Raw genomic sequence first — 258 nt, forward strand, 5'->3', positions numbered from 1 at the left:
GTTAAGGCGTAAATGGTATCATGTTCTTGTGTTTTGGCAGTTAAATAGATAAAGGGGATATCTAATTTTTGCCTTTTCATTTCTTTGACAATGTCGTAACCATTAACTTCTGGCATCATGATATCAAGTACCATGATATCAATATCATTTGATAGTAAAGAAATTGCTTCTTTACCGCTAGTTGTCGTTGTTACTTTGTAACCTTCATATTCAAAATAGGTTTGACAAATGTCTACAATGTCTTGTTCATCATCCACG

General features: G+C 32.9%; 1 pseudogene. It reads right to left on the reverse strand.

What is annotated here, in order from left to right:
* Positions 1-257: pseudogene (gene saeR / locus IDG63_RS14390) on the reverse strand (response regulator transcription factor SaeR); the annotation flags it as partial.
* Between the last annotated feature and the right edge of the window lies 1 nt (position 258).

It is taken from the genome of Staphylococcus sp. EG-SA-14 (genome assembly GCF_017151935.1).
In the GTDB taxonomy this organism is placed as follows: domain Bacteria; phylum Bacillota; class Bacilli; order Staphylococcales; family Staphylococcaceae; genus Staphylococcus; species Staphylococcus aureus.